This is a genomic window from Paenibacillus sp. alder61 (genome assembly GCF_020179875.1).
In the GTDB taxonomy this organism is placed as follows: domain Bacteria; phylum Bacillota; class Bacilli; order Paenibacillales; family Paenibacillaceae; genus Fontibacillus; species Fontibacillus faecis.
Genome location: NZ_JAIUDG010000002.1, coordinates 42,398 through 67,447, shown reverse-complemented (window position 1 = coordinate 67,447; position 25,050 = coordinate 42,398). Strand labels below are relative to the sequence as shown.

20 protein-coding genes and 1 pseudogene are annotated in these 25,050 nt (G+C 52.0%); 7 read left to right on the top strand and 14 right to left on the bottom strand.

Translation table 11 applies throughout. The annotated features are described in order from the left end of the window. Positions 1–2 precede the first annotated feature (2 nt). Positions 3–848 carry a prohibitin family protein gene (locus LBW89_RS02220; RefSeq protein ID WP_148452711.1) on the bottom strand — a complete coding sequence of 282 codons (846 nt, stop codon included), beginning with the start codon at positions 846–848 and terminating at the stop codon, positions 3–5. Between the two features lie 133 nt (positions 849–981). Here LBW89_RS02220 and LBW89_RS02215 point away from each other — a divergent pair, with 133 nt between their 5' ends. Next, positions 982–1,818 (top strand): GNAT family N-acetyltransferase, encoded by an 837-nt coding sequence (locus tag LBW89_RS02215; RefSeq protein ID WP_148452090.1) that lies wholly within the window; start codon positions 982–984, stop codon positions 1,816–1,818. A 5-nt stretch (positions 1,819–1,823) separates the two neighbouring features. Here the strand turns inward: LBW89_RS02215 and LBW89_RS02210 are convergent, their stop codons facing one another. Then, the gene (locus LBW89_RS02210; RefSeq protein WP_148452088.1) at positions 1,824–3,551 is read right to left on the bottom strand and encodes an ABC transporter ATP-binding protein; all 1,728 of its coding nucleotides are present in this window, start codon (positions 3,549–3,551) and stop codon (positions 1,824–1,826) included. Between the two features lie 247 nt (positions 3,552–3,798). Between LBW89_RS02210 and LBW89_RS02205 the strand changes: the two genes are divergently transcribed. Both LBW89_RS02205 and LBW89_RS02200 read left to right on the top strand, forming a co-directional pair. After that, a complete protein-coding gene (locus LBW89_RS02205; protein ID WP_213504282.1) occupies positions 3,799–4,662 on the top strand; it encodes a class I SAM-dependent methyltransferase in 864 nt (287 codons plus the stop codon). Positions 4,663–4,675: 13 nt separating this feature from the next. Then, positions 4,676–5,431 (top strand): RluA family pseudouridine synthase, encoded by a 756-nt coding sequence (locus LBW89_RS02200; RefSeq protein WP_148452084.1) that lies wholly within the window; start codon positions 4,676–4,678, stop codon positions 5,429–5,431. Positions 5,432–5,566: 135 nt separating this feature from the next. On the opposite strand, the gene LBW89_RS02195 is transcribed toward LBW89_RS02200, so the two are convergent. Both LBW89_RS02195 and LBW89_RS02190 read right to left on the bottom strand, forming a co-directional pair. Beyond that, entirely contained in the window at positions 5,567–5,974 is a 408-nt protein-coding gene (locus LBW89_RS02195; protein ID WP_148452082.1) for a MarR family winged helix-turn-helix transcriptional regulator, read from the bottom strand. A gap of 191 nt (positions 5,975–6,165) precedes the next feature. Then, positions 6,166–7,236 carry a branched-chain amino acid aminotransferase gene (locus tag LBW89_RS02190; RefSeq protein ID WP_148452080.1) on the bottom strand — a complete coding sequence of 357 codons (1,071 nt, stop codon included), beginning with the start codon at positions 7,234–7,236 and terminating at the stop codon, positions 6,166–6,168. Positions 7,237–7,454: 218 nt separating this feature from the next. Between LBW89_RS02190 and LBW89_RS02185 the strand changes: the two genes are divergently transcribed. From LBW89_RS02185 to hydG, 4 genes are all read left to right on the top strand, one after another. Next, positions 7,455–8,336: a LysR family transcriptional regulator gene (locus LBW89_RS02185; RefSeq protein WP_225038342.1), complete on the top strand. Its 882-nt coding sequence runs from the start codon at positions 7,455–7,457 to the stop codon at positions 8,334–8,336. 685 nt (positions 8,337–9,021) lie between these two features. Then, positions 9,022–9,777, top strand: coding sequence for a formate dehydrogenase accessory sulfurtransferase FdhD (fdhD, locus tag LBW89_RS02180; protein ID WP_225038497.1), 756 nt, complete (start codon positions 9,022–9,024; stop codon positions 9,775–9,777). Between the two features lie 117 nt (positions 9,778–9,894). Then, complete coding sequence (hydE, locus tag LBW89_RS02175) at positions 9,895–10,971, top strand: [FeFe] hydrogenase H-cluster radical SAM maturase HydE (RefSeq protein WP_225038341.1); 1,077 nt, start codon at positions 9,895–9,897, stop codon at positions 10,969–10,971. 99 nt (positions 10,972–11,070) lie between these two features. Further along, the gene (gene hydG, locus LBW89_RS02170; protein WP_225038340.1) at positions 11,071–12,486 is read left to right on the top strand and encodes a [FeFe] hydrogenase H-cluster radical SAM maturase HydG; all 1,416 of its coding nucleotides are present in this window, start codon (positions 11,071–11,073) and stop codon (positions 12,484–12,486) included. An 88-nt stretch (positions 12,487–12,574) separates the two neighbouring features. Here hydG and hydF read toward each other — a convergent pair whose 3' ends face one another. The 10 genes and pseudogenes from hydF to gyrA form a co-directional block, all read right to left on the bottom strand. After that, complete coding sequence (hydF, locus tag LBW89_RS02165) at positions 12,575–13,840, bottom strand: [FeFe] hydrogenase H-cluster maturation GTPase HydF (RefSeq protein ID WP_225038339.1); 1,266 nt, start codon at positions 13,838–13,840, stop codon at positions 12,575–12,577. Positions 13,841–13,870: 30 nt separating this feature from the next. Then, positions 13,871–15,277: an aspartate ammonia-lyase gene (locus LBW89_RS02160; RefSeq protein WP_225038496.1), complete on the bottom strand. Its 1,407-nt coding sequence runs from the start codon at positions 15,275–15,277 to the stop codon at positions 13,871–13,873. A 22-nt stretch (positions 15,278–15,299) separates the two neighbouring features. Beyond that, entirely contained in the window at positions 15,300–16,340 is a 1,041-nt protein-coding gene (gene moaA, locus LBW89_RS02155; RefSeq protein ID WP_412066982.1) for a GTP 3',8-cyclase MoaA, read from the bottom strand. Positions 16,341–16,367: 27 nt separating this feature from the next. After that, positions 16,368–16,952 (bottom strand): 4Fe-4S dicluster domain-containing protein, encoded by a 585-nt coding sequence (locus tag LBW89_RS02150; protein ID WP_225038337.1) that lies wholly within the window; start codon positions 16,950–16,952, stop codon positions 16,368–16,370. Further along, positions 16,949–18,346 carry a [FeFe] hydrogenase, group A gene (locus LBW89_RS02145; RefSeq protein WP_225038336.1) on the bottom strand — a complete coding sequence of 466 codons (1,398 nt, stop codon included), beginning with the start codon at positions 18,344–18,346 and terminating at the stop codon, positions 16,949–16,951. The genes LBW89_RS02150 and LBW89_RS02145 overlap by 4 nt, the downstream gene beginning before the upstream one ends. Positions 18,347–18,378: 32 nt before the next feature. After that, positions 18,379–18,969 (bottom strand): 4Fe-4S dicluster domain-containing protein, encoded by a 591-nt coding sequence (locus LBW89_RS02140; RefSeq protein WP_225038335.1) that lies wholly within the window; start codon positions 18,967–18,969, stop codon positions 18,379–18,381. Continuing rightward, on the bottom strand, positions 18,966–21,110 hold the full coding sequence (gene fdhF, locus LBW89_RS02135; RefSeq protein ID WP_225038334.1) for a formate dehydrogenase subunit alpha: 2,145 nt from the start codon (positions 21,108–21,110) through the stop codon (positions 18,966–18,968). The genes LBW89_RS02140 and fdhF overlap by 4 nt, the downstream gene beginning before the upstream one ends. A 133-nt stretch (positions 21,111–21,243) precedes the next feature. After that, the gene (locus LBW89_RS02130) at positions 21,244–21,597 is read right to left on the bottom strand and encodes a Na-translocating system protein MpsC family protein (protein ID WP_225038333.1); all 354 of its coding nucleotides are present in this window, start codon (positions 21,595–21,597) and stop codon (positions 21,244–21,246) included. A 654-nt stretch (positions 21,598–22,251) separates the two neighbouring features. Next, positions 22,252–22,545 (bottom strand): annotated as a pseudogene (locus LBW89_RS02125) (transposase); the annotation flags it as partial. Positions 22,546–22,604: 59 nt separating this feature from the next. Further along, positions 22,605–25,037 (bottom strand): DNA gyrase subunit A, encoded by a 2,433-nt coding sequence (gene gyrA, locus LBW89_RS02120; RefSeq protein ID WP_225038332.1) that lies wholly within the window; start codon positions 25,035–25,037, stop codon positions 22,605–22,607. Positions 25,038–25,050 lie beyond the last annotated feature (13 nt).

Genomic DNA, 25,050 nt, shown 5'->3' with positions numbered 1-25,050 from the left:
AATCAGGGCTGATTGGTAAACGATTGGATATCGATGAACGGCGTGGCTCCCCCCGTAACGGACGGGAGGCGTCCGTCCCATTTTTCGAGGGCCTTCTCCTGAACTTCGATCTGTTTTAACTGTACCAGTTCCGGCGTAACCTCCTGCTTTTTCAGCTTGAGCGACTCCGCCTCGGCTTGCGCCTGAGCGATCTTCTGCTTCGCCTCTATTTCGATCCGTTTCAAATCGTTGCTGGCTTTCAGCGCTTGCTGCTGGGCGACCTGCTTCGCTTCGATCGATTGATTGAAGGCATCGGAGAATTTGAAATTAACGATGTTGATTTCATTGACGATCAAGTCGTATTTGGCCAGACGGTTCGTCAAATGCTCGCTGATTTCGCCCGCGACAATATCGCGTTTGGCGATCAAATCCTCAGCTTGGTATCTTGCCGTCACCTCCTTGACGATTTCCTGAACGGCCGGGTTAATGATGACGGCGTCTACGTTTCTTCCGACATTGTTCATGAGGTTATAAGCGGATTCCTTGTTCACGGAGTAGTTCACCGCCACATGCGTGGATACCGGCTGCAAATCCTTGGAAGATGCGCTCGTATCCGTCTCCGCCTTGGTGACCTGCGTGTTGACCTGGATGACCGTCTGAAAAAACGGAATTTTCAAATGAATTCCCGGGGACAAAATATTGCTGTCCAGTTTCCCGAACGTCTTATAAAGTCCCACATGTCCGTATTCGACTTGCGCAAAGCTGTTGGCCCCTACGACCAGGACGATCAGGCCGGCAACGGCCGCCGTCGTTATTCCCCCCAACTTAAAATTCCTCTTGGTTCCCGGATTCTTCTTCACAGTCTCCATGTCCAATCCCTCCGTCTCCTGATATCTCCCGTTTAACGGTTATAGTAGTAGTACGGGAAAACGGCGAAATGGTGTCACACGTGCTTTTTTTCCAAAAACCGGCTAGAATACTCCCGAGAGGAAGTGATTTAGCGTGATCGTTACAAACCCGTTTAACTGGGAGGACGTCAAAGAGCTGCAGCGCATTTGCGAAGCCCGCGATTCCATCGTGCTGAAGCTGAATTGGGACACGCTGCTGTCCCGCAAACCCGATGAGAAAGCCGATTGGGCCGAATATCGGAATGGCCGGCTTATCGGCTTTTTGGGATTTTACGATTTCGGCAGCTCGGTGGAACTTTGCGGCATGGTCCATCCGGAGTACCGGCGTCAGGGGGTATTTACCGGACTGCTGCAAAAAGTTCTTACTCCGGAGCGCTTAGCGAAATATAAGCAAATTTTATTAAACGCGCCTGAAAACAGCGAATCCGCCAAGGCTTTTTTGAATAGCGTGCCGTTTACCTACGACTTTTCGGAGTATCAGATGAAGTACGAGCCGAGCGGGGATCTCTCGCTGCCCGTCCGGGAAGATGTAATCCTGCGTCGTGCGGAGGCCAAGGATGTCCCTGTGCTCGCCCGGTTCGACAGCGACGGCTTCGATATGCCGCTGGATGAGTCCCTGTCCTTCTATGAAAATTACGAAACGGTCGCGGAGAATGAGCTTTTGATGCTCGACGATAATCCGGTCGGCAAGCTCCGGGTCTCCCGGTCCAATGGGGAAGCCTGGATTTACGGATTTGCCGTCTCCCCGTCCTATCGCGGACACGGCATCGGATCCGCCGCCCTCCGCGAGGTTGTTCGCCGCGAAACGGCGTCCGGCTGCGAGGTATGGCTGGAGGTCGCGCTGGACAACCCGAACGCCATGCGGCTGTACGAATCCACCGGTTTCCGGACCGTTCGGGCGCAGAACTACTACCGCTACAACTTTGCCTAAACGGGCTATACGTTTTGCAAGCTTCCGAACTGGGCCTCATACAAGCGGCTGTAATGCCCGCCCGCCGTCACCAGCTCCTGGTGGCGGCCTTGTTCCGAAATGCCTTCCGCCGTCACGACGACGATCCGGTCGGCATTTTTTATGGTCGCCAGCCGGTGGGCGATGACGAGCGTGGTGCGCCCTTCCGCCAGCTCCGCAAGCGATTGCTGGATCGCCAGCTCGGTTTCCGTATCGAGCGCGGAGGTCGCTTCGTCGAGAATGAGGATCGGCGGATTCTTCAGAAACATGCGCGCGATGGCGAGCCGCTGTTTTTGTCCCCCGGACAACTTCACGCCGCGCTCGCCGATCACCGTGGCCATGCCTTCCGGCTGGGCCAGGATGAAATCCTCGAGCTGCGCCCGGCGCGCCGCCGCCCAAATCTCCTCTTCGTCCGCGCCCAGCTTGCCGTAAGCGATATTGTCCCGGATCGTGCCGGAGAACAGATAAACATCCTGCTGGACGATCCCGATATTGCGGCGCAGCGACGCCAGGGTCATACTGCGGATGTCCTGGCCGTCGATCGAGATCCGGCCCGCAGTCGGTTCGTAGAAACGCGGCAGCAAGCTGCACAGCGTCGTTTTGCCCGCCCCGGAAGGACCGACGAAGGCGATGGTTTCCCCCGCCCGAATCCTCAGGCTGATATCGTTAACGACCGGCGGTCCGTCGTCGTAGCCGAACGTAACCCGGTCGAAAGCGATATCCCCTTTGAGCCAGCCGGCGTCGACCGCTTCCGGCGCATCGGCCACATCCGGCGCGGTATCCATGATTTCAAGATAACGCTTGAATCCGGCGATGCCTTTGGGGTAACTTTCGATGATGGCGTTGATTTTTTCAATCGGGCGGATAAACACGTTGGCGAGCAGCAAAAAGCCGATAAATTCCCCATAGGACAACTCGCCGCGAATGACGAACCACGTACCGCAGACCATCACGAACAAAGAGACGAGCCTCATCAGCATGTAGTTCACCGACAAGCTCCCGGCCATAATTTTATAAGCGCGAAGTTTGGTTTGCCGGTATTCTCCGTTGTTTTCCTCAAACAACGCCTTCTCATGCTCTTCATTGGCGAACGCTTGAACGACGCGGATCCCGCCGATGTTCTCTTCCACGCGGGCGTTAAAATCGGCGAGGGCCGAAAACAGGCCGCGGTAGGTTTTGGTCATTTTTCCGTTAAAATATAAAGCCGCCCAGACAAGGATCGGCACGATCAGGAAGGTCAGCACCGCCAGCTTCCAATTAATACCTAGCATGAGCAGGAACGATCCGACCAGGGTCATTCCGGCGATAAACAGATCCTCCGGCCCGTGGTGCGCGACCTCCCCGATATTGTCGAGATCGTTGGAAATCCGGGACATCAGGTGGCCGGTCTTGTGATTGTCATAGAACCGGAACGACAGCTTCTGCAGGTGGTCGAACATTTTTTTTCGCATATTCGTCTCGATATTGACCCCGAGCATATGTCCCCAGTAAGTCACGATGTAATTGAGCACCGTATTGAGCAAGTAAACGCCCAGCAGCGCGGCGGAAGCCCAGAGAATTAGAGTCCAGTTCTTGCCGGGAAGCAATTCGTCCACAAAATGATTGACGGCCACGGGAAAGCCGAGTTCCAGCAAGCCTGCGACGACCGCGCAGGTAAAGTCGAGAATGAACAACTTTTTATAAGGCCGATAGTATGTAAAAAAACGGCGAAGCATGAGCGCATCTCTCCTCCCATCTATACTTTTCAAAACAGACTATCACAGAACCCCCTTTTTTCAAAGTACTTAAAACGTCTATATTTAAAAAGGCGGGAAACGACCGGGGAACAAGTTTTTCGCGGATGCTGGCATGCCGATAGAAAAATAAGGTACAATAACTAGCGAACTCTACAACAGGCAGCGTAATTATTCGGGCGGTCCGCAAAGGACCGTTCTTTTGAAACGGAAGGAAGGTTTAAGGCACATGTATGTAGCGAACGATTGGAACGATTATGAGGTTATCGATACCGGGAACGGAGAGAAGCTGGAGCGTTGGGGCGATGTCGTGCTGCGGCGTCCGGATCCGCAGATCATTTGGCCCATCCGGGACGAAAACAAGGAGTGGCGCGATGTCCACGGGCATTATCACCGCAGCTCCTCCGGGGGCGGCCAATGGGAGATGAAGAAGCAGATCCCCGACCGCTGGACCATCTCTTACGACCGGCTCAAATTCTATATTCGGCCGACTAATTTCAAGCACACCGGCCTGTTTCCAGAACAGGCGGCGAACTGGCGCTGGATGATGGACAAGATCGCCGCGGCGGGTCGTCCGATCCAGGTGCTCAATTTGTTCGCCTACACCGGCGGAGCTACCGTGGCGGCCGCCTCGGCCGGCGCTTCGGTCGTGCATGTCGACGCCGCCAAAGGGATGGTGCAATGGGCCAAGGAGAACCTGACTCTGTCCGGTCTCGGCGACCGCCCCGTCCGTTTTATCACGGACGACGTGTTTAAGTTTGTCCAGCGGGAGCAGCGGCGAGGCAACAAATACGATGCGATTATTATGGACCCGCCGTCCTACGGCCGGGGACCCGGAGGCGAAATGTGGAAGCTGGAAACAAGCCTCTATCCGTTCGTGGAGTCATGTCTCTCCATTTTATCGGATACCCCGCTGTTCTTCCTGATCAATTCCTACACGACCGGGATCTCGCCGACCGTGCTGCACAACATCTTGTCCATGACCGTCAAGAAGCAGTACGGCGGACGTATCACGGCCGGAGAGCTGGGGCTACCGATTACCCGGTCCGGTTTGAATCTTCCATGCGGCATCTTGGGCCGCTGGGAGGACTGAGGAGGGCGGTTTCATGCGTACTTCAGGCGAGCCGGGCATGACGATCCTTTACGAGGACAATCATCTGCTCGGTATCGAGAAGCCGGTCAATGTCCCCACCCAGGAGGATGCCAGCGGAGATCCCGACTTGCTCAACCTGCTAAAGGCGGATATTAAAGAAAGGTACGGGAAGCCCGGCAATGTGTATCTGGGTCTCGTTCACCGGCTCGATCGGCCCGTCGGCGGGGCCATGATCTTCGCCAAAACGTCGAAGGCCGCGTCCAGATTGTCCGATGCGGTGCGGACGCGCGGTTTCGAGAAGGGCTACGTGGCCGTCGTCCGCGGAATTCCCGCCCAGGCCAGCGGCACCTTGACCGATACGCTGCTGAAAGACGAGAAGACCAACACGGTCCGCGTGGTCAAGAAAGGCACGCCGGGGGGCAGAGACGCGAAGCTCGATTACCGGGTGTTGGGCACTTCCGTTCAGGACAATTTGTCCCTGGTACAAATCCGGCTCCATACCGGAAGATCCCATCAGATTCGCGTGCAGTTCAGCCATCTGGGCTGCCCGCTTTACGGCGACCAAAAATACGGAGCCGCCTTAAACAAGCCCGGCGAACAGATCGCCTTGTGGTCGCTTTATGTAGGCTTCCCCCATCCGGTCAGCAAGGAGATGATCGACCTGGTCTCGCTTCCGCCCCGCTTGTATCCTTGGAATCTGTGGGAAGATCGGCTGTATCGCGGGGTCGGCGAAGCCTGCAAATCGGGCGGCATGGCCGGAGAAATGTGATCCTCGGAAGAATGGCGTGATGGCGTGAGAAGTTGGAAATCCTATTTTTATCGTAAAAAAATGCGAGCTGCCGGCTGGAGTTCACGCTCCTCGGCAACTCGCATTTTTACTTTCGTCAAAGCCCTGCACAGCCGGTTATTTTCCGGAAATTTTCCCTAATAGGTAGACGAGAAGCTGCTGGTTGTGGGTAGAAATCCGGTCCAGCACCCCGCCCAAGTACGCTTCTCTGACCTGTACGCCCCGTTCCGCCTCGCGTTTGCCTTTCTCCGTGATCGAAACCCACACGATCCGGCGGTCGCCCTCATCGCGGTCCCGGCGAATCAGTCCCCCCCGCTCCATCCGGTCAAGCAGCATCGTTACCGCCGCCGGCGTGGTGGACAGAAAGGGGATCAATTCGGACGGCTTCAGCTTGCCTTCACGCTCCAATACCTCCAGTACGGTCAGTTGGGACGTCGTGAGCGCGGGAGCCAATTCCTCCTCCATATGCGTCTGGTAGTCCTTCATGATCATGCCCAGCAATTTAGCAAATTCCGCAGTATGCATGACTTCCCCCCTATGTAAGGTCAACTTCAAGCCGAGATCCGTCTCATGTCTCATTCACGTCATGAATATTCGACAACCGCTTTGAAATTCCTTCCTGATTCCCATTGGAACTTCAGCGGAAGGCAAAAAACCGCCCGGCTGGGCAGCCGGGCGGCGGGTGGTCATGGTATGTGGTACAAAGCGGTCTACCGTTATTCCTGAATTTCTTTCATCCAGCCAAAACGGTCTTCCAGGAGTCCCTTTTGGATCCCCGTTATCGTATCGTAAAGTTTCTTGGCGTACTCTCCCGTGTTGCCGCCGGCGATGGTGATCTGCTCCTGCTCCCATTTCATCGTTCCGATCGGAGAGATAACCGCAGCCGTACCGGTGCCGAACGCTTCTTCCAAAAGGCCCTTCCGGGCGGCTTCAAACAGTTCCTCGACGGATATCTTCCGTTCCGTAACCGTAAGCCCCCAGGAGCGCAGCATCGTGATCACGGAATCCCGCGTGATTCCGGCCAAAATGCTGCCGGACAAGGCAGGCGTAACGACTTCGCCGCCGATTTTAAAGAAGACGTTCATGCTGCCGACTTCCTCGATGTATTTCTTCTCTACGCCGTCAAGCCAGAGCACTTGGGAAAAGCCTTGTTCTTTCGCCGTTTCCTGGGCCTTGATCCCCGCGGCATAGTTTCCCGACGTCTTGGCCGCTCCGGTTCCCCCGCGAACCGCCCGGACGAATTGATCCTCCACGTAGATCGATACCGGATGAATCCCTTCCGGGTAGTAGGAGCCCACGGGGGACAAAATTACGATCAGCTTGTACTCCTTGGCCGCCCGTACGCCAAGGCACGGTTCCGTCGCGATAATAAAGGGACGAATGTACAAGGAAGTATCGTCGCCGTCCGGAATCCAGTCCCGGTCCAGGCTGACCAGCTCGACGATCCCTTCCAGCACCGTCTCCGGATCGAACGGAGGGATGCTGAGCCGTTCGCAGGACTGGTTCATCCGCTTCATGTTCATGTCGGGACGAAACAGGGCGATCCGGCCGTCTTCCAGCGTATAAGCTTTCATGCCTTCAAATACTTCCTGGCCGTAATGAAGCACCATGGCGGACGGATCCAGGGAGATCGGTCCGTAAGGAACGATTTCAGGTTCCCGCCACCCTGTCTCCGCTGAATAATCCATCACCAGCATATGATCGGTAAAATATTGGCCGAAGCCCAGCTTCTCCGGGTCCGGTTTGGTTTTCGGCTGCTCGCGCCGTACGATTTGTATTTTGCCCACTGCGATTCGCTCCCTCTCTGTTCCGTTAACTTCTGTCACTAACTATACCCTTTGTTTTAGCATTGATCAATATTATGATATCAATAATTATCATAGTTTCTCTCTATGGATCGATTGCCCGTTTCATTTTTCGATTTTCCTAGCCAACACGGAGATTTTTCCATATCATAGATACTATCTATCAAATTGGTGATCAACCGGGATTGGAGACACTGCATATGGAGCATCGACTATTGGATTACTTTTTGGCGGTGGCCGAAGAGCTTCATTTCACGAAGGCCGCGGACCGGCTCGGCATTACCCAACCGACGTTAAGCCACCAAATCCGTTTACTGGAGCAAGAGGTAGGGACCCCGTTATTTCACCGTTCCGGGAAAAAAATCCACCTCACGCAGCCCGGCACGATATTGCTGGAACATACCAGACGGATTCTGCATGAGCTGGAGCAGGCCAAGCTGGAAATCGGCCAGATCGCCGGCCTTCAGCGGGGCAGGCTCCGGATCGGCTGCTCCGGCAACCATCTGCTGACCGATGCGCTCATTTCGTTTCACCGTCAATATCCGGGAATCGAGTTGAACGTGGTCGAACTGGCGACCGAAGAAACCCGTGACGGTTTGCTCGGCAACCGGCTCGATCTGGGCGTTGTCTTTTTGCCGCTGGAAGATGAGCAGTTGATCAACCTGCCCCTCTATGACGAGGAGCTTGTTCTTGTCGTTTCCCGCAGTCATCCCTTCTCGGACTTCACCGCGGTGAAGCTGGAACAGCTTGCCGAAATACCGCTAGTCCTGTTCCAGCCAAAGTTTTTTGTGCGGCAAATGATCGACACCGCGTGCCATGCGGTAGGTCTGTCGCTGAAGCCGGTCATGGAGCTGTCGACCATGGAGTCCCAGATGCAGATGGTTCAGCAGGATGTCGGCGGAACGGTCCTCCCCGCGTCTTATGCGGGAATGCTGGATTCCCCCGGGGTATCCGTCATTCCCTTAGCCGAGCCGGCCCCCCGAAAAAAAGTCGGTCTCGTCTACCGCAAACATACGTTCATGGACCCCAGCCTCCAGGCCTTTATCGAGCATTTGGCTTCAAGCCGGATTCCGGCCAGATAAGGAAACGTCCACAAATGCAATTTTAATCCCCCACCGACGGAGTCCACATCATTAACGGGAAAACTTCCCGTTAATTCACCACCCTTGGCCCTTCTATCGGATTTAGCTGGAAAAACTCCATCTATTTCGCGGCCCTATTGCCGATATACGCTATTTCGGGCGAATTAGCGGGAGGTTTTCCAGCTAATTCGCCTCTCCATCCGCTATATGCACCAAATTAACGGGAAGAATTCCTTTTAATTCAAATGAGCTGCAGGTGAAGAATGTGAAAAAACCTTTCCTTTCCAAGGCTATCAATTGCCCCATGTGTCGGGTTAAATAAAACTATGAAACCATTTTTGTTGATTCTATTGGGCTTGCAGCAACATGTATAAACACTAAAAAAGCCCGCTATTTCAATCCGTTTCAAATACATAACTCGCCTAGTCCTCTGACCCGTTATACCATAGCGTTCAACTCCTAAAATAGTTCTGATTCATGAAGAACGTAAAGGCTATATGTGAGATATTAAATTGACACTTTTTAGGAAAAGTGGTGTAGTAAGGGTGTGTTTTCTATATGGTATTATTTATCATTTAAAGGAAATGTTGAGATATTCAATTTCTAACAAAAAAGGATGATTGCATTGAAACTCGCATCCGAGCGGCATGGGGAAATTATACGTTACCGCAGTGGACATATCACGATGGAAGAAGATCTTATTGTTACGGAGCATCCGGTCACAATCAAAATAAACGGTGATGAATTCGTCACTTTGGTATGCACTCCTGAATATATCGAGGACATGGTAATCGGTTACTTGGCATCCGAAGGAATCATTAGAGGGTTCCAGGATATCAAGTCAATTTGGAGTCAGGAAGAAGAAGGTTTCGTCCACGTAACTATAGACCACTTAAGCCCATTGCACCGTCAGCTGTTTGCCAAGCGATATGTAACTTCCTGCTGCGGGTCTAGCCGGCATGGCTTCGTCTACATTAATGATGCCAGAACGGCCAAAATTGCGGACGGGGTACATGTGTCACTTTCGTTCGACGATTGTTTCCGCTTAATGGAGGAAGTGCAAACCGGATCAGAGCTGTTCCATCGCACCGGTGGCGTCCATTCTGCTGCAATTTGCGATGCCGGCGGGGTGCTGCTGGCCCGCAGCGACATTGGTCGTCATAATGCACTGGACAAAATTTACGGCTACTGCCTGAAGCAACATTTGAAACTCAATGACAAAATTGTTGTTTTCAGCGGACGGATTTCTTCGGAAATCTTATTGAAAGTAGCCAAAATAGGCTGTGAAATGATTTTGTCCAAATCTGCCCCCACCGGACTAGCGCTTGAGCTGGCGGAACAATTAGGAATCACCACCGTTGGTTTCATTCGTCAGAATTCATGTAATGTGTATACCCGTCCGGATCGGATCTCCGGCTGTCCCGCTTTCCCTCCTCCTTGAACCTCAATTTCAACCACAAAACTCACTGTTCTCTTTTTTTACTTTTGTTACAATTTTTCCTAGGAAGTAATGTTATTTTTTGGTTATTTGGTTTAATCCTCTCCAGGATAGGGAGTGATGTCAACGGAACAACTGCTGGATCGATTATATGAAGAAGAATCACTGGAAGCTCAAGAGATCATTGCTGTGCTGAGGAATCCGGACCAAAATCTAAAAAAGCGGCTGCATCACCTCGCCCATCTGAAAAGAATGGAACGTTATGGCGACCGTGTATTTTTGCGTGGGCTGATCGAATTCTCCAATATTTGCAAACAGAACTGCCTGTATTGCGGCATACGCTCCGGCAATAAGACAGTCCGCCGCTATCGGCTCCAACCTGAACAAATCTTGGAATGCTGCCGGGAAGGGTATGAGCTGGGTTATCGTACCTTTGTTCTGCAGAGCGGAGAAGACGACTGGTATACCACTGAGAAGCTGGCCGGGCTCATTACACGCATCAAAACACTCTACCCGGATACCGCGGTAACACTGTCGATTGGTGAACGGGATGATGAGACTTACGCTGCACTGCTCGCGGCCGGAGCTGACCGTTACTTGCTGCGCCATGAGACGGCCTCCCGCAAGCTGTACGAAGCCCTGCACCCGACCATGACCTTTGACAGCCGCCGGAATCGGTTGAAGGCGCTCAAGTCCCTCGGCTATCAGGTGGGTGCAGGCTTCATGGTCGGTTTACCAGGACAAACTCCCGGGGATTTGGCTGAAGATCTGCTGTATCTTAAGGCGCTTGAACCGGATATGATCGGCATTGGCCCTTTTTTGCCGCATCAGGCCACACCCTTAAAGGACGAGCCGGCCGGAACCGTTATAAACACACTTGATATGATTGCTCTGGCCCGGCTCTTCGTGCCGAATGCTCTAATCCCTGCCACAACAGCCATGGGAACCGCTCATCCGAACGGCCGGGAACTGGCGTTACAAGCAGGTGCCAATGTGGTCATGCCAAATCTCTCTCCTTTGAATGTACGAGCGCAATATACGCTTTACAATAACAAAATCTGTCTGGGTGACGAATCCGCCCAATGCAGATTTTGCCTGGAACAGCGGATTGAAGCTGCCGGATTCCATGTGGATATGGGCAGGGGAGATAGTCTGAATTATCTATCCCGCACTTCTGCACAGCACATTCCATTGTAAGGAAGCCACCGAATCAGCCTGTTGTCATCTTGCAATCGAGTTGGAAGAGTTTAAGTCTGCTTGTCAATCCAATAATGAACCAGAAAGAAGTGGATGTTCGTGAGCCGAGTAAATGAAAGTCGTCCGGCGGATTTCATTCAGGACGAAGAGATCAAAGTAGCGCTGCGATTTGGAGAAACTGCCGGATCGGATCGGGCCAAGGTGTCCGCAATTCTTGAGAAGGCCAGACAATGCAAAGGGCTGACCTCACAAGAAGCAGCTGTCCTTTTAAATGTGGAAGATCAGGAAACACTCCATGAGATTTATCAGGTATCCAGAGACATCAAGGAACGAATCTACGGCAACCGGATTGTATTGTTCGCACCACTCTATGTCAGCAACTATTGTGTCAATAATTGCGTATACTGCGGTTACAAACATTCCAATTCAGAATTCACACGCAGCCGCTTAACCTTAGATGAAATTGCCCAGGAAGTTACCGTTTTGCAGTCTCTGGGACACAAACGGCTTGTTCTGGAAGCGGGAGAGGATCCCCGCAATTGTTCCATCGATTATATTCTCGACTGCATAAAGACCATTTACGATACGAAGCTGGACAATGGCAGTATCCGTCGGATCAATGTCAATATCGCTGCAACAACAATCGATGACTATATCAAGCTGGCTGAGGCGGGAATTGGAACTTATATTTTATTTCAGGAGACTTATCATAGACCTAGTTACAAGCAATACCATCCGCAAGGACCCAAAAGTGATTATGATTGGCATACGACCGCCATGGATAGGGCCGTGAAAGCGGGTATCGAGGATGTTGGTATCGGTGTCCTGTATGGACTCTATGATTATAAATATGAAACGATAGCCATGTTAAAACATGCCGAGCATCTGGAACAGGCCTATGGCTGCGGACCGCATACGATTTCCGTCCCCCGCCTGCGCGAAGCGGAGAATGTGAATCTGGACAATTACCCTTACTTGGTCAGCGATTCGGATTTCGCCAAAATCGTCGCCGTTCTGCGAATAGCCGTTCCCTATACAGGAATGATACTCTCTACACGCGAAGACGCTGAATTTCGTGATCAGATAATTAAACTGGGCATTTCCCAGATCAGCGCAGGCTCCGCCACGGGTGTTGGCGCATACAGTGTGAACAGAGATAAAGATGACAAACCGCAATTCATGGTAGGCGATCACCGCTCCCCTATGGAAATTATCAAAAGTCTCTGCCGGGACGGGTATGTGCCGAGTTACTGCACCGCCTGTTACCGGGAAGGCCGCACGGGAGACCGTTTCATGCAGCTGGCAAAATCCGGCCAAATCCATAATGTCTGTCAGCCGAACTCCCTGATGACGTTTCAGGAATACCTGCTGGATTACGCCGATGAGGAGATGCGGGCCATTGGGGAGCAGACGATTCATGACAATCTGGGGCGCATCCCCAAGGAATCGGTCAAAAAAGCGACCCTAAAGCAACTTCAGCGTATCCGTAACGGCGAACGAGATCTACGGTTTTAGGCTGCACCCAATGTACGCTGTCACAAAAAGGGGGTGTTCCAGCAGCCATTCAGATGGCTTTTGGAACACCCCCGCTTTAATATAAGCATTAATGGTATACCCCCTCCTCCCAGGCCAGCATTGCAGACGGAAACATTTCGATGGCTCTTGGGAACACCCCCTGCACGTAGGCAATAAATACACCATAATTCACAATTGGAACACCCGCATGTTCCGCCTCTTCAAGCCTTCCCAGCATCGCCCTGCGGTTCAACATACATGCTCCGCAGTGAATGATCAGTGAATAACCACCGAGTCCTGCAGGGAAATCGCTGCCTGCGGCATGTTCAATTTGAAGCTGCCTGCCTGTCAGTTCCCGCAGCCAGCGGGGAATCTTCACGGAAGCAATATCATCGGATTGCCGGTGATGCGTGCAGGCTTCCGCAATGAGCACCCGGTCTCCGTCCTGCAGACGACCAATAGCGCGAACCCCGCGTACAAGCTGAGGAAGATCCCCCTTATATCTAGCAAACAATATGGAAAAGGACGTGAGCGGGACATCCTTTGGGGTATCTGCCTGAACCTTAAGAAATGCCTGTGAATCTGTAATGACCACATTGGGCTTGCGCCCCAGCATCTTGAGCGTGTGTCCAAGCTCCTGTTCCTTGGTGACAACAGCAACTGCATCACATTCCATGATGTCACGAATGGTCTGCTGCTGGGGCAGAATCAGTCTTCCTTTAGGTGCTGCCTTATCGATCGGCACTACCAGAACAGCCAAGTCTCCGGGATTCAGCAGATCTCCTACTAGCCGGAACCGTTCTTCGTCCCTCGGCAGCTCCCTGATGATTGCGGCTTTAAGATCCGTAATCCCAGTCTTCCTGAGCGCACTGAATAACATTGGCTTCAAATGAAGCTGCTCTTCTACCCTTGCTTTTGCCGCCACTACATTGTGTTCCTCACCGTTACCATGTTCCTCGAGCAAGTCTATTTTGTTCAATAGTAGGATGACCGGAATCTTCCTGACTGACAGGTCCCGTAAAAGCTTGTGCTCCAATTCGTCTACTCCGTGGACAGCGTCTATCACCAGCAACGCCAGATCGGTTTTGGTCAGGATCTGATTTGTTTTGCGAATCCGCTGTTCGCCCAAACTTCCGCTATCATCCAATCCGGCGGTATCAATAAGCACTACCGGCCCCACCGGCAACAGCTCCATCGGTTGATAAACCGGATCTGTCGTTGTCCCGCTTACCGGAGAAACAATAGACGTCTCCTGACCGGCTAAAGCGTTAATCACACTGGATTTGCCGGCATTACGCCTTCCAAAGACTGCAATGTGCATTCGTTCTCCACGCGGGGTATCATTTAAGCTCATAACATGCGCTCCTTCGTTATCCTAGAACCTTTATAAATCACTCGATCTTCCAGGGATGCCTGGTTTGGTAACCTGCAGCGGGTGCAGAATGGCATCGATCTGCTTTTTCGTCAGCAGTCCTTGTTCCAGCAAAATCTCCTTTAACGGCCGGTCCGAGGCCGCCGCAGACTTAGCCAGTTCAGTTGCGGCGTCATAACCCAGATACGTCACCGCTGCGGCAGCCATGACGCCGGAGCGTTCCAAATGCTCGAGACAATGCGCAGTATCGACTTTCAACCCACGCACGCATCGCTCATGAAAGAGCCGTACAGCCTCAGTAAGAATTTCAAGAGATTCAAGCAGAGATTCTGCGATTAAAGGAGCAAAGGCATTCAGCTCCAGCTGTCCGCTGGCCGCCGCCAAAGTGACTGCTGTATCATTGGAGATCACCTTCATAGCGACTGACCCGGCCATCTCTGCGATGACCGGGTTCATTTTACCGGGCAGGATCGAAGAACCCACCTGCATGGGCGGCAGGATGTATTCTGCAATTCCGCCGGAGGGCCCTGAATTAAGCAGCCGGAAATCGCCGGATATCTTCAGCAAGTTCACCGCAGCAGCTTTGAGCAAACCTGAAACTTCCACAAATGCATCCATATTCTGTGTGCCATCCATCGGAAAATCGCTGCGGCACAGCCCCATTCCGGATAGTTCCCGCAGCTCTTCTGCAATGGCATAAATATAAGCAAGGGGGGCATTCATTCCTGTGCCCACTGCCGTTCCTCCAAGGTTAATCTCCCGGAGCCGTTCCTCCGCCTTGTACAGCCTCCACCTGTCCCGTGCAACCGCTTTGGCATAAGCACCAAAGCTTTGTCCGGCCATGATGGGCAGTGCGTCCATGAGTTCCGTCCGTCCTAACCTTAACACATCGGCGTATTCCCGCTCCTTCTCCTGCAATGCCTCCTGAAGAGAGGCAAACTCTTCACTAAGCGAGCGAAGCAGCGGAATCATCGCAATTCGCATGGCAGTGGGATACACGTCATTGGTAGATTGATAGAGATTCACATGATCTATCGGATGGACCAGCCGGTAATCCCCCTTATGTCCACCAAGTTTCTCGATGGCCAGATTGGCTATCACCTCGTTAACGTTCATGTTCGTACTCGTTCCCGCCCCGCCTTGATACGCATCCACAATAAAGTGTTGATCCATCTGGCCTTGCAGAAGTTCATCGCAAGCGGATTGAATACCCGCAGCCACCTGCCTGGAAATAAACCCTTGCCTGCCATTTACTTTGGCTGCCGCTTTCTTCACCATTATTATGGCCCGCGTGATCCGCGGATTCACCGGCCGGCCGCTGACCGCAAAGTTATCCCGTGCCCTTAGCGTGTGAATTCCATAATAAGCCTCACTGGGAACCGCTTCACTCCCCAAAGCATCCGATTCCACCCGAAACATTTGCTCCCCGTTCAATTGCTTTTCACCCCCCAATTTGCGACATCAGGCGCATTGTGGCCTTCAAGGGTGGCTTGGTACCCGGTTGGTCCATCATAAGATGCTGGCCAGGTTTGGCTTCCAAGGAGCGCAGAAACAATTGCTTCAGCAGCTCTGATTGAGCGATGTAAGGCCGGATATACAGCTCTTCGTTCCAGAAGAGGCACGGCTTAACGTGACCGTTTGCTGTAATACGCAGCCGGTTACATGAATTACAGAAATGCTGGCTGACCGGATGAATCAAGCCAAATTTCCCTGCCGCACCTTGGATGCGAAAATAAAGGGCCGGGCCGGAATCTGCTGCTTTTTCAGTCGGCTCATCAGTTCTCCTACCTGAGTCTGGATCTGCTTCAAGACTAAAACCAGCCTTGGCACAGCGCTCCAGTATTCCATCCAAAGGCATATATCCCGCTTCCCATCCGTTGATATCATGACCCATGGGCATATATTCAATAAAGCGGACGTGCAGCGGATATTTCTGAGTCAGCTGCAGAAAGGATTCAATTTCATCATCGTTTACACCTTTCATCAAGACCATATTCAGCTTCAGTATCTCGAAGCCAGCCTTAAAACCAGCTGCTAAAGCATGCAGCACCTTGCTGACATCGCCGCCCCCAGTGATTCTGGAATAGCGTTCTGGAATTAGAGAATCCAGGCTGACGTTGAGATCTGTAAGCCCGGCATCACGCAGCTTCTGCACTTTGGGGGCGAGCAGCAGTCCATTCGTGGTGAGACCGACACGTTCGATCCCGGAGATGGCCCTTAACCTGGCAACCAGTTCTTCCAGGTTCGGACGTATCAACGGTTCTCCTCCGGTAAGACGCACCTTGGTTACCCCCATCTCAGCGAGTACCCTTACGATCCGTTCAATCTCGTCAAAGGTAAGCGGGTTACCCTCCACAGCCTTTTGTACTCTGCCCGGATTGCAATACTGACAGCCCAAGTTGCAGCGCTCAGTAACGGAGATACGTACATAATTATGTAAACGACCAAAGTGATCGACCAAGATATCGGACAAACGCTCCACCTTGCTTTCTGCGTTATAGTGACTGAATTAGAGATGCGAAAAACCGCCGAACTGCAGTAGTGACTGCGCACTGGCCAGTCTTTTCCGGGAAATGGAATCCTCAATCTGGCTTGGTACGATGAATTGGAGCGCATTGGTGGGACATACCCGCACGCATTCCGGGCCCTTTCCGCTGCCTTCACACAAATCACATTTGTTCGCCACAATTCTCTCCTTGCTCCTCCATGCACCCGCTGTATTGGAACGAAGCCCGGATTGAAGTTGCTTTTGGCCACCTTTATGTGCCGGAACCATTGTAATCGCCCCATAAGGACATACCAGCATACAGGTCTTGCAACCAATACAGCTATCCTGATTGATGAAAATGCTGTTGTCTTTGCTCGTAATGGAGCCATTCGGGCACACATTGGCACAAGGAGCATCCTCGCAATGTCTGCACTGCACCGGTGCGGTAACTTCGTCGGTTTCGACGACTGTCAACCGGGGATAGAAGTCGGCCCCGCTCTCTTCTTGAAGAAACATATTATTCCCGGCATGGGCAACTACGCAGGCCACTTCACAAGTATGGCAACCTATACATTTATCGGGATCGGCAATGACAAACCGGTTCATGACATCTCCTCCTTAACACTTCTGTCAACAAATTTGGTATGCAGCAAATGATGTGACGTATGGCCTAACGGTTCACCTAAGAAGTCCTTATACAATTTGATAATATCTGGATTCTCATGAGATTTGCGGACCTTCTGATGAGAGTCGTGGCGGTAAAGGGCGCTCTTTCTGGCCTGATAAGCCATTTTCCGTTGCGTTTCCAACAGGAGCTTGGGCTGTCCTCCGCCGCTGACACAGCCTTCGGGACAAGCCATCACTTCAATGAAATGATACGGGCAGGTGCCCTCTGCAACTTTTGCCAAAACAGCATCCACATATTTCAGTCCTGCAACTACTGCCACTTTGAGCTCCAATTCGCCAATCTGAACTTCTGCCGTCCGTATGCCTTCCTCTCCCCTGACAAAATCCAATTGCAGATTGGGAATCTGCTCATGGGTGATCAGTTCATACCCCGTTCGTATCGCCGCTTCCATCACACCGCCTGTGGCACCGAAGATTGAGCCTGCTCCTGAGTATTTGCCCAGCGGTGAATCAAACGGCTCGTCGGGAAGATGAATGAAATCGATGCCTTGATCCTTGATTAAGCTGGCCAGTTCCCTTGTAGTAATCACAAGATCCACTTCACGGTAACCATCCACACTCATTTCTTCTCTGCTGCATTCAAATTTTTTACAGGTACAGGGCATAACCGCGACGCTGAAAATATCCGAAGGTGCAATTCCATCCAGCTGCGCTCCGTAGGTCTTGAACAAGGCTCCAGCCATTTGCATCGGGGACTTGCAACTGGACAAATGCTCCAGCAGCTCCGGTGCTGCCGTCTCCGCATACTTCACCCAAGCCGGGCAACAGGAGGTGAACATGGGCAGCCGCTCTCCTGACATCACTCTGCCAATCAGCTCTGAGCCCTCTTCCATAATCGTCACGTCCGCAGCAAAATTTGTATCATAAATCCGGTCAAACCTAAGCCGTCTCAGCGCCGCCGCCATTTTCCCCGGGGTTAAAGTGCCGAAGGGCAGCCCAAACTCCTCCGCCAAAGATACTCGGATCGCAGGAGCGCACTGCACCACCTTGAACCGTTTCGGATCAGCCAGAACAGCTTTTACCTTTTGGATATCCCCTGACGAATAAGCAGCAAACAAAGGCTCACGCACGTTAGGGAGCTGCCCTCTTTCCTGTAACTTTACCGCACGTGAGGCTGTCGTCGACTCGTTGTCCGCAGCATAAGCGGTACAAATCTGCACACACTGTCCACAAACGACGCAGCGATGAGCATCAATAGTCTGCGGGTGGCCTGGTTCGCCGATAATGGCACCCACAGGACATACTGCCGCGCAACGTCTGCAGCCGGTACATAATTGTTCGTCAATATGAATGATTGGATCCTTATACGACATAGTGCAACCTTCTTTTCTGAATTGAAGTGGTGTTACAGTCGCATAGCTGCTGCTGTTCGTGACCTGGATACACTGGTATCCGGATGAACCAATGACAGAGCCTCTACCGGACAGACCTCTACACAAGCCGGAACGTTTCCCATAGCTCCGTCCTTATGGTCCCTGGTCCGGCATAAATCACATTTATAGGCGATCACTTTGGCGCTACGTACCATCGCGTTATGCTGCCGTTCCTTCAGTTGAATCTGAGGGACTACCTTGCCGTTGCTGTACGCTTTATACAGACTGACGGCACCAAACGGACAGGCCATGGCACAGCCTTTGCAGCCTATGCAGCTCTCTTCATGAATAACCATTGTCCCCTCTTCCCGCCGGATCGCCTGAACCGGACAGGCTTCCGCACAAGGCGCATTCTCGCACTGGCGGCATTGTACCGGCAGTGTGAAGCTCTCTGTTCGAACGACATGCAGGCGGGGAATAACCGGTACCGTAACAGTACCCACAGCCGCCACAACCCCATTGTGATCGTTATGAACTGCGAAACATGCCAGTTCACACGCCTTGCAGCCTATGCATTTGCCCGCTTCGGCAATGACAAACGGACTCGGCAGTACATTATTCATACCGGTCTCGCCTCCACATGCATCTGCGCTCTGAGCGCCTCATATTCCTGCTGAACCTGTTGTTCCGCGCGCAGTTGATCTGCAATTTTCTCGATGCGGATCGCACAATACTTGTATTCCGGAGTTTTGGAGACCGGATCCAGATAATCACCCGTCAGCTCATTGCAGGCCCCAATCCAGAAATGGTAGGTCATATAGGTGGCTCCGGTTTTGACACGGTTGCTGATCTGTGCCCGGGCTAACACTCTGCCTCGGCGGGATACAACATGTACAAGCTGGCCGTCTTCAATCCCTAAGCTAGATGCGTCCGCCTGACTCATCTGGATGAAACCAGGCTCATCCGAAAGTTGACTGAGGGCACGGCAGTTGCCGGTCATCGTCCTAACCGAATAATGCCCTACCTCACGCACTGTGGACAAGGACAACGGATATTCCTGATCCGGCTGCTCTTGCGGTGCCCTCCATTCAGAGGCAAACAGCTGTCCTTTGCCGCTGGAAGTGGTAAACCGGTTCCCTTCATATAAATACGGTGTGCCCGGATGATCTTCTGACGGACAAGGCCACTGAACACTGCCCTGTTCTTCCATCTTCCGATAACTGGCTCCGGCAAACGACGGGGTGAGCCCCCTCATTTCATCCCATATTTCTTCCGTGTTCCGGTAGGACATCGGATAGCCCATCGCCGTGGCAAGCTCGCTGATAATTTGCCAATCGGGCTTTGCTTCACCGGGCGGCTCGATCGCCTTTCTAATCCGCTGGAATCCACGGTCGGCTGAAGAGTAGACCCCGTCATGCTCACCCCAGGAGGTAGCCGGAAAAATCACATCGGCATGGAGGGCCGTCTTGTTCATGAAGATGTCCTGGACAATTACAAATTCTAATTTATCCAGTGTCTCTCTCACTTCTGATGCATTCGGATCACTCTGCACCGGATCTTCACCAAAAATATAATAGGCTTTCACCTTGTCTTCCTTTAGAACGAGATGAGGAATCTCGGTAATCCGATACCCGACTTTGCGAGGTAAAGCCACTCCCCAGGCCTTTTCAAATTTTTTACGGATCTTGTCATCCGTAACAGACTGGTATCCCGGATAGACATTTGGCAACGCCCCCATATCGCAGGAACCCTGTACATTATTTTGGCCGCGGACCGGACCAATCCCGACGCCAGGTCTGCCTAAGTTACCGGTCAGAAGCGCCAGGGAAGCCAGACCCTTTACAACGTCCACGGCTTGGGCAAATTGACATACCCCCATACCGTACAGGATCATCGCCTTGTTGGCACTCGCATATTGCCGCATTACTTTGCGGATTTCGGCCGCCTGCACTCCTGTAATGCTCTCCGCATATTCAGGTGTATATTTCTGTACAGTGGCTTTATATTCCGCAAAACCTTCCACATATTTCTCAACATACTGCTTGTCGTATAACTCCTCAGCAATTAACACATGACCAAAGGCATTGACAAGCGCCATGTTCGTGCCGCCTTTAAGGGGCAGCCAAGTATCTGCAATGCGGGCCGATTCCGTCTTGCGGGGATCGGTTACGATGATCGTTGCGCCCTTCTGCTTCGCATTCACAATTCTTCTCGCCACAATGGGATGGGTAACCGCTGCATTGTATCCAAAAATAAACAACAGATCCGTGTCCTCAATTTCAGGAATCGAATTGGACATTGCGCCATCCCCAAGCGAATAGGTAAGCCCTGCTACGGACGGCCCGTGACATACCCTTGCACAATGGTCAACATTATTGGTTCCGATAACAGCACGCATAAATTTTTGCATGACATAATTGGCTTCATTTCCCGGGCCACGGGCTGAACCGGTTCCCATGATTGCATCCGGTCCGTACTTTTCCTTGATTGCTGTTAGTTTCTCGGCCGTATACTGAATAGCTTCGTCCCAAGATACCTCTACCAGTGACCCTGCTTTACGAATCATCGGCTTGCGGATACGGGCGGTAAGAATCTGCGGATCATTCAGAAAATCCCATCCATAATGACCCTTAAGGCACAGATTCCCTTCGTTCGTTCTTCCATCCGCTGGTTCAGCGCCTACGATTTTCCCCTCTTCAACAATTAAATTCATCTGACAACCACTTCCACAATACGGACATACAGTCAGCACTTTATTCTCCATAGTTCCTCACCTCTCCTTGTGATTTTTTGCACAAATATAGCAATAAAAAAATAAGCCAATACAAGGTATAATCAGAAATACCCAATGTACTGGCTTATTAAAAAGCTAAGGAGCAAAAGTCCATTCTCTCTAATCAAACCGATTTATTCAATTGAATAATAATTGCCCTATCCCCTGGATTCCGGTCTTCGATCTTCCAGGTATATGTAAAGGGGCTGCCAAGCGTTTCTACGATTTCTGCCATAAACTCTCTCTCCAAATAAGGCTTCAGCACCTTCCAGTATTCTGTAACTAAATGTAACGCACCTTCTTTGAGCAAAATTTCAGATAAACTGGAGAGAATTCCACGAATCTCTATAATGATTAAGGAGTCATCCTCCATCCTAACCTTTACATTCTCCGGACCTTTGCCGCGATAATGCTTCACAATCTTAACGGCAAGTCTTCGCACCTTCTCCTGGCATTCAAAAACAGTCTCAGACATCATTACACCCCAGCCTCAACACCCCTATTTTGGTAAATTATTTAATTAATTACATGTTAAACCTACCCAATAAAGATTGTCAAACCACAAAAAAGGTCAAATCCTTTCATTTCAACGTGATTTCATCCACTTCTTCCATGATATCCATAAATTCCTAAAATGCTTGTTCAATCTTACGATATTTAAAAAAAGAGCAGCAGAGGTTTAAATTCCGCTTTTCCTGCCGGATTCAGACCTTTACCGCTCTTTGCTATCTACCTTATCTAAGTTCTACGCATTGTAACCATATTTAATTGAACGACTCCATTTTGTTCCCCCCGTACAACTAAGGAAAATTCGTCAATATCCAGATCTCTTAAGTTAATTTGAACGATTTCTGATAGCTTCAACTTATCAAAATATCATCCGGATTTAGGCATTCTGACCAGACTTAAGAATGCCAATTCAAAGGTTGCCTGACCGGACACCTAGTATGCAAATTAATAGTTCAAACTATATAGATCGTCTCTGCAGCCGCATATGCATCAAATCATAACCACCCGTGTGAACGGGTGGTTTGCTCTGCGGCTGAAAGCCTTTGTTACTGGCCAGCCCTAAAAGGACGTTGAATGACTCGCCAACCGCACTACTTTTACGGCTACCCCTTAAGGGGTTCTTTTACTTCTTCTTCTTTCGATTCACCTTGGTTTCTTCTCCTGTAAATGGATCAATGTATTCCTCCATCGTTATTTGTTCCGCGACGATATCTCCCTGCAATTGATTTCGGATATATTCCTCGATTACTTTCTTGTTCCTTCCGACCGTATCCACATAACATCCTTTGCACCAAAATCTCCATTCCGTATCGATATTTTAAATTGGCGTGTCGATCAAATATCATTAAGTGCTTTTCCCTTTCAATTATCCTATAAAGGCCGACACACTCAACTTAGGCGGTATGCTCACCAACATGAAGTAAAAAAAAGCTCCGCCCGGCGATTTTCACCGCCGCCGGGCGAAGCTTCCAATCTCTATTTTTCGAGCAGATCGACCAATTCGTCTTTCTTATCCACGGGTACCAGCTGCTTTCCGATGGATTTCCGGTCCGCCAGCGGCGCATCCTCGGAGCTGAACGAATGCAGCGTTCCCTCTTTCGTCACCGCGAGGAGCGCCAGCGGCTCCTTGCTGTGAAATCCGCCGGCCAGCCGGGTGCCGTTCGGCTTGACCCGCTTGCCTTCCTTGAATTCGAACGTCTGCACGCCTTTGCCCCCCCGGCTCTGTACCGGGTAATCGAGCAGCAGCGTCCGTTTGCCGTAACCGAGATCGGAGACGACCAGGATCTCTCCTTCTTCGCCTTCCACCCACAGGGCGGCAACGACTTCGTCCTCGTCCTTTAACTGAATGCCCTTAACGCCTGCCGACACGCGGCCCATCGCGTTCACTTCATTTTCGGCAAAACGGATCGCCATCCCCTGTTTCGTCACGAGCAGAATATCCTGCCGGTTATGGCTCAGCTTGACGCCGATGATCTCATCGCCGTCCGCCACTTTACAGGCCGCCACGGCACCGGACCGCTTCGTTTCGTAATCCTTCAGGTCCGTCCGTTTGACCTGGCCGCGCTTCGTCACGAACACCAGGCTCTCGCCGGGGGCGTCAAAACTCTTGACGGGAATGACGCTGACGATTCTGTCCTCTTTGGCCATCGGAATGACATTAACGATCGCCGTTCCGTTCTCCTTCCATTTGAACTCCGGAATCTGGTGCACCGGCAGGAGGAAGTATTGGCCGCGCTGCGTAAAGATCAGCAGATTCTGCAGCGTATCCACGTCAAACACTTGGCGGATATAGTCGCCTTCCTTGACTCCCGAACTGTCCCTTTCCCCGCCGGAACGGGTAAATGACAGCATGCTTGTCCGCTTGATATATCCTTCATGGGAGAGCGTAACGAGGACCTCTTCCTGGGCGACGAGCACCTCCAGGTTGACCTTGAGTTCCTCCACCTCGCCCTGAATCTCGGAACGCCGGTCAACGCCGTACTTGTCGCGGATTTCGGTCAGTTCCTTGCGGATGACGGCGATCAATTTTTTGTCGCTCTCCAAAATACCGCGCAGCGTGGCGATTTTCTTCCGGATATCCTCCAGCTCTTTTTGCAGGGACGTGATCTCCAGGTTCGTTAAACGGTACAGCTGCAGCGTCAGAATCGAATCGGCCTGGCGTTCGGTGAATCCGAACATCCACTGCAGGTTGTTCTGGGCGTCCTGGCGGTTTTTCGACGCTTTGATGGCGGCGATCACCTCGTCCAGAATGTTCAGCGCCTTGACCAACCCTTCCAGGACATGGGCCCGGTCCTCCAGCTTTTCCAGTTCAAATTGGGTCCGGAAGGTCACGACTTCCCGCTGGTGCGCGATGTAGGCGTCGATCATTTGCTTTAAGCCCAACTGGCGGGGCGCCTTGTTGACGATAGCGACCATGTTGAAGTTGTAATTGACCTGCAGGTCCGTCTTCTTCAGCAAATAAGCGAGGATCCCCTGCGCATCGGCGTCCTTCTTCAGCTCGACGACGATGCGGAGCCCGTTCCGGCCGCTCTCGTCACGAACCTCGGCAATCCCGTCCACTTTCTTCTCCAGCCGGATATTCTCCATCGCCGTTACCAGCCTCGATTTCACGACCTGATACGGGATCTCCGTGATTACGATTTGCTGCTTGCCGCCGCGAAGGGTTTCGATCTCGGTCTTGGAGCGGATGTAGATCCTGCCTCTCCCGGTTTCATAAGCTTCACGGATCCCCTCTTCGCCCATAATGATCCCGCCGGTCGGAAAATCCGGCCCCTTCACATAGGTCCGGATTTGCTCCATCGGCAGATCGGGCTTCTCCATCACAGCGATGCAGGCGTCGATGACTTCCCGCAAGTTGTGCGGCGGAATCTCCGTGGCAAAACCGGCGGAAATCCCACTGACCCCGTTGACCAACAGGTTGGGAAAACGTGAAGGCAGGACGACCGGTTCCATCGCGGTATTGTCAAAGTTATCCTTGAACGGGACGGTCCGCTTCTCGATATCGCGGAGCAGTTCCATGGCGATCGGCGACAAGCGGGCCTCCGTGTACCGCATAGCGGCGGCCGGATCGTCGTCCTGTGAGCCCCAATTGCCATGACCGTCCACCAGGACATGTCCCATTTTCCACGGCTGGGCCATCCGCACCATGCCTTCATAGATGGAAGAGTCCCCGTGCGGATGATAGTTCCCCATGACGTCCCCGACCGTTTTGGCGGATTTGCGGTAGGGTTTATCCGGCGTATTCCCCGAATCGTACATCGCGTACAGGATCCGGCGCTGCACCGGCTTTAATCCGTCGCGTACATCGGGAATCGCCCGGTCTTGAATAATATATTTGGAATACCGCCCAAAGCGGTCGCCGACGACTTCCTCGAGGAAGGCCGGCAGAAAATTTTCCAATGAACTCAACTCATGTCACCTT